5 protein-coding genes are annotated in these 3,521 nt (G+C 36.8%); 3 read left to right on the forward strand and 2 right to left on the reverse strand.

The annotated features are described in order from the left end of the window. Nucleotides 1–299, forward strand: a 299-nt coding sequence (locus AC22ZQ_RS13430) for a cytochrome ubiquinol oxidase subunit I (protein ID WP_318959278.1), incomplete at its 5' end; no start/stop codon positions are given. A gap of 1 nt (nucleotide 300) precedes the next feature. Beyond that, nucleotides 301–1,323, forward strand: a complete 1,023-nt coding sequence (locus AC22ZQ_RS13435) for a cytochrome d ubiquinol oxidase subunit II (protein WP_318959279.1) — start codon at nucleotides 301–303, stop codon at nucleotides 1,321–1,323. Nucleotides 1,324–1,394: 71 nt separating this feature from the next. On the opposite strand, the gene msrB is transcribed toward AC22ZQ_RS13435, so the two are convergent. Then, the gene (gene msrB / locus AC22ZQ_RS13440; RefSeq protein ID WP_318959280.1) at nucleotides 1,395–1,904 is read right to left on the reverse strand and encodes a peptide-methionine (R)-S-oxide reductase MsrB; all 510 of its coding nucleotides are present in this window, start codon (nucleotides 1,902–1,904) and stop codon (nucleotides 1,395–1,397) included. A gap of 170 nt (nucleotides 1,905–2,074) precedes the next feature. Between msrB and AC22ZQ_RS13445 the strand changes: the two genes are divergently transcribed. Then, nucleotides 2,075–3,241 carry an MFS transporter gene (locus AC22ZQ_RS13445; RefSeq protein WP_318959281.1) on the forward strand — a complete coding sequence of 389 codons (1,167 nt, stop codon included), beginning with the start codon at nucleotides 2,075–2,077 and terminating at the stop codon, nucleotides 3,239–3,241. Here the strand turns inward: AC22ZQ_RS13445 and AC22ZQ_RS13450 are convergent. Next, nucleotides 3,238–3,521: VUT family protein (locus tag AC22ZQ_RS13450; RefSeq protein ID WP_318959282.1), on the reverse strand; the 284-nt coding region annotated here is incomplete at its 5' end. The two genes, AC22ZQ_RS13445 and AC22ZQ_RS13450, sit on opposite strands and share 4 nt — an antisense overlap.

Below are 3,521 nucleotides of genomic sequence, written 5' to 3' on the forward strand. Positions count from 1 at the left end.
TGGGTATTATTTTCCTAATCAGCATAAAAAAGAAAAGTTGGCGCCAAAAGAAATGGTTCTTGTACGCCTTTTTAGTCGCTACCCCACTTGGCTTTGTAGCACTAGAAGCAGGTTGGTTTGTAACGGAATTGGGGAGACAACCTTGGATAATCAATGGAATTATGAAAACCAAAGATGCCGTAACTCCGGTTCAAGGCATACAATACAGTTTTTATTTATACATGCTTATCTACATTGGTTTAAGCATTACGGTGTATTGGTTAATGAATAGACAAATAAAAAAACTAAATAGCTTGTAATATGGAATTCATTGTACTCACATTTCTCTTTTTAGCGATATTGTTTTACCTACTTTTCGGAGGAGCAGACTTTGGCGTAGGTGTCTTGGAATTTTTCTCTAGCAAGCAAAACAAAGAAATCACCAAGAAAACAGCCTATAGAATAATAGGTCCGGTTTGGGAAGCTAATCACGTTTGGTTAATTGTTGTTATTGTAGTGATGTGGATAGGGTTCCCTATTTACTACAACATTATCGTTACTCAATTACACATTCCGCTGAGTTTATTATTGCTCGGAATCATAGCCCGTGGAACAGCCTTTGTATTTAGACATTACGATGCCTATAAGGATGATAGTCAAAAATTCTACGATAAAATTTTCCAGTATGCCAGTGCCTTTACTCCTTTCATCATTGGAGTAATCATAGGTGCTATCTTAAGTGGAGAAATGATACATCCTGATAAGGTGGAAGGAAATGATTTTTACACCTTATACATCGCGACTTGGTTCAACAGCTTTAGTTTATGCACAGGTTTCTTCGTTTTAAGTTTAACGGCATACATCTCTTCTGTTTTCTTAAGTACAGAAAGTTTGGGTGAAGAGAAATTTTACTACATCAAAAAAGCCAAAAGAGCGAGTTTGTTTGTTTTGATTTCGGGAGCACTTGTATTTGTTGAAAGCATTTTATATGGACGTGCGTTCTTTCTTATTTATGCGGAAAACTGGTGGACTTGGGTCATTCTATTCATTGCTGGTTTACTTTTTATACCGATGTGGAAAGGAATAAACGCTGGAGATAGATGGATGCCTAGAGCTTGGATGGCGCTTCAAATTATAATGATTTTAACCGTTTGGGTGATCGATATTTTTCCCAACCTTATCATTTTTAAAGAAGGACAATTGGGATTAACAGAAAACCCTGTACCTGATGCTGTATTTCAAAGTCTAGGAATGGCTTTACTTATAGCTTCTGCCTTTGTTTTGCCAGGATTGTATCATTTATATAAAACCTTTGGGTTGGTAAACAGTAAAAATCAAGCGTAGAGTTATTGGTAAAGAAAAACCCCGACTTTACGTCGGGGCTAAAACAAAAAACACACTATTCACTTGTTTTACTACCTATTATGAAAAGTTAGAGCAGCTGAATTTATACAATAGCGTAATCCAGTTGGTTCAGGTCCATCGTTGAAAACATGTCCCAAGTGACCATCACATCTGTTACACACCACTTCTATTCTTTGCCATCCGTATTTATAATCCTCAAGCTCTCCAACATTTACAAGGTTTACCGGTTCGTAAAAACTCGGCCAACCTGTTCCAGACTTAAATTTCGTTTTACTGTCGAAAAGCCGTAAATCACATCCAGCACAGTGATAAACACCATCGGCTTTATGATCCCAGTACTTCCCAGTAAAAGCCTGCTCGGTTCCTTCTTTTCTTAGCACATCATAGGCTTCAGGAGAAAGTTCTTTTTTCCATTCTTCATCTGTCTTCACCACTTTGGTAAGCGTATCTTCAACTTCCCTTTCCACATCGGCATTGGTTAAGTGTACGGTTTGAGATGAGTTCACTCCTCCACACGCACTTAACACAACTATTAGAGATATCCATACAAAATTCTTCATACTATATAGACGTGTTTTAAACGGATTTCTTACATATCTACGCCCACAAACTTCTTTTGGATTTTGAAAACTGAAATAATTTTCATTTTCTTTCTTTTGTCTTGAAAACACATCCAAAACCTTGAGCTCAATTCCAAAATAGAGATACCTTTGCCACAAATTTTTTGAGCATGAAAAAATACAGTAAGAACTTTTGGGCAATTTGTACATCTCTCTTGCTGTTCATGACAAGTTTTAACTTGATTATTCCCGAGCTCAATGATTTCATTACCGCCCTTGGAGGTATCGAATACAAAGGTTTAATTATTACACTTTTCACTTTATCGGCCGCCATTTCTCGACCATTTTCTGGAAAACTATCCGATACCATAGGTAGAAAATCCACCATGTATATAGGAATTACCGTTAGTACCATAGTTACTTTCCTCTATCCTTTATGCGGAAGTGTACTCTTCTTTTTAACGCTGCGTTTTTTCCATGGTTTCTCTACAGGCTTCTTACCAACGGGAGCTACTGCATTAGTTACAGATATTTTACCAGCCGATAAGCGCGGTCAGGGAATGGGTGTGTTTGGAACAGCTACATCCCTTGGTATTGGAATTGGTCAATTTTTAGGAACACCCATCACCAAATTAGCAGGTGTTGACGGATTGTTTATCATCAGTGGTATACTTGCTATCATCGCAGGATTAATGATTTTAACCGTACGAGAAACTTTAGAAAATCCTCAAGTTTTCGCTCCTAAACTTTTGAAAGTAAAGAAAACAGAAATCATAGAAACCAATGTGATTCCAGCTGGAATAGTAATGATATTAACCGCTACATGTTCTGGAATTATTTTCGTGCTTTCTCCTGACATGTCAGAATATTTAGGCATTTCTAATAAAGGATGGTTCTTCTTTTTCTATGTAATATCTACCATAGGAATAAGACTATTTACAGGTAAGGTATCTGATAAGTATGGTAGAAGAGAGACTTTAATTGCAGGCTGCATTGTACTTTGTTTAAGTATGCTCATGGTTGGATACTCTGAAAGTATGCTTTCCTTCACCTTAGGTGCCATTGTATTTGGTGTAGCTACAGGAATAAATAGTCCAACACTTTTTGCTTGGATGGCAGATTTATCGCCAGCTCATAGAAGAGGAATTAGTGCAGGAACTTTGTTTATAGCATTAGAGGTAGGTATCATGGTTGGAGCTTCAAGCACCTTATATATGTATGAAAGTACCTTTAAATCCGTTCCCCAAACCTTTATGGTTGGAGCCGGATTTTCTATCCTTGCCTTGTTCTTTTTGCTTTGGCATTTAAAATTTAGAAAGCAACAAACAACCTATTAATCTATCTCATGTTCTACTTGTAGGTATTTTTTCAACCATCTCGTTCCGTAATAGAAAGGAAGGGTATCTAGTAAAGCACATACCACCTTGAACAAGTAACTACTTATTACAAACGCGAAGAGTTGAAAAGCAATACTTGCCCCCTCTTTCATGGGTAGACCATTCGCGAAATAATAGGTAATTAGAATTACAGAAATAGAGTCGATTAAAAGACAGGTTAAGGTTGAAAAAATATTACAAAAACACAACATATTACCATCGGTTTTGTTATTAAAAAAAA

Source organism: Lishizhenia sp. (assembly GCF_057456495.1).

Coding starts and splice junctions, on each gene's coding strand:
- AC22ZQ_RS13435 (WP_318959279.1), top strand. CDS start 301: ATGGAATTCATTGTACTCACATTTCTCTTTTTAGCGATATTGTTTTAC.
- msrB (WP_318959280.1), bottom strand. CDS start 1,904: ATGAAGAATTTTGTATGGATATCTCTAATAGTTGTGTTAAGTGCGTGT.
- AC22ZQ_RS13445 (WP_318959281.1), top strand. CDS start 2,075: ATGAAAAAATACAGTAAGAACTTTTGGGCAATTTGTACATCTCTCTTG.